This is a genomic window from Mucilaginibacter sp. P2_D11, from assembly GCF_056404435.1.
This window is the reverse complement of the sequence record NZ_JBFUEA010000047.1, coordinates 1-1,343: the sequence shown is the minus strand read 5'-3', so window position 1 is coordinate 1,343 and position 1,343 is coordinate 1. Positions and strand designations below refer to the sequence as shown.

The following is a 1,343-nucleotide window of genomic DNA, read 5'->3' as shown; positions in this document are numbered from 1 at the left end:
TTTTTTTTATTTAACTATCTGATTGTCAATTATTTATTTGTTTTTATCGTTGATTTTAAGTATATTAATGCTGTAAATCAAAGAGATATGGCCATTTTCAAAGATCATAGTATCACCGTAAAACAGCTCTTAGGCTTCATTCCCGAGGCCTTAATAGCAAATTTGTCGCTTACAACTAAGATCGATCATTACGCAAAGGTTCTGCACGGGAACAAGCTGTTTTATTTGCTGCTCTACGGCATTTTGGATAATGACAGACTCAGCCAGAGAAGCCTTGAGGACACATTCAATGATTCGGTATTTAAGGTGCTTTTTAACCTTGATGAAGATGAAAAGGTGCGCCGGAGTTCCATATCGGAAAGATTGTCCAAAGTTGATCCTGACTATTTCAGGCAGATCTACGAATTTATCTATGAGCAGTTTTCTGCGGCTTATACGTTAACGGAAAGAAAGCAATACAACCTGATCCGTGTAGACAGTACAATAGTTAGTGAAACCGCCGGAAAGTTATCCGAAGGCATCGCTCTTTCCGGCAGCAGTAAGAAAGCGGTCAAATACAGCCTTGCTTTTGATGGCATTCTGCCGGGTCTGGCCCAGGTATTTACCAGCCCAAAGTATGGCAACGAAGACAATGCCTTGCCGGAAGTAGTAATGGCGCATGTTAAAAAAGAACCGGGACATCAGAATATCTATGTATTAGACAGGGGGCTTCAATCTACCCGGACAATGAAAGCTTTCAGTGAAAGCGAGATAAAATTCATCTGCCGCGCAAAGGAGAACAGGAAGTTCGAGTTAGTAGAATCGCTGATCGCCAAAGGGCAGGATATGGATATGGGGGAATCCATTTTGCTCAGCGATAGTATTGTCCGGCTTTATACAGGTATGCCTGTAACCAATAAACGAGGGAACAAACATTACATAGAAATACTGGTGGATCGCCCTTTTCGCCTGATCATTGTAAAAAGTAAATCTGATGAGGGTAAAGAATACTGGTTGTTAACCAATGAGTTCGGCTTATCGGCCAAAGAGATCGCCCAGGCCTATCGCAGGCGTTGGGACATCGAGGTGTTTTTCCGGTTCCTCAAACAAGAACTTAACGTATCTCACCTGGTTTCCCTTAATCAAAATGGACTGCAGGTTATGTTATATATGACATTGATAACCAGTATGCTGGTGTTGATCTACAAAAAAGGGAATAAACAGGGCTATAAAACTTCCAAAAGACGATTTGCTATGGAAGTCAGAGACTTGGCAATCGCTCTGATCGTTATACAATGCGGCGGTGATCCAGGCCTCTTTTTTAAAACATAAAAAATGGCCGGAATTTCTTCCGACCATTCGTG

The 1,343-nt window shown here is 41.7% G+C and carries 1 protein-coding gene; it reads left to right on the top strand.

The features are described 5' to 3' along the window. A partial coding sequence (locus tag AC1DXC_RS27255) for an IS4 family transposase (RefSeq protein ID WP_477462333.1) occupies positions 1 to 1,311 on the top strand: 1,311 nt, incomplete at its 5' end. Between the last annotated feature and the right edge of the window lie 32 nt (positions 1,312 to 1,343).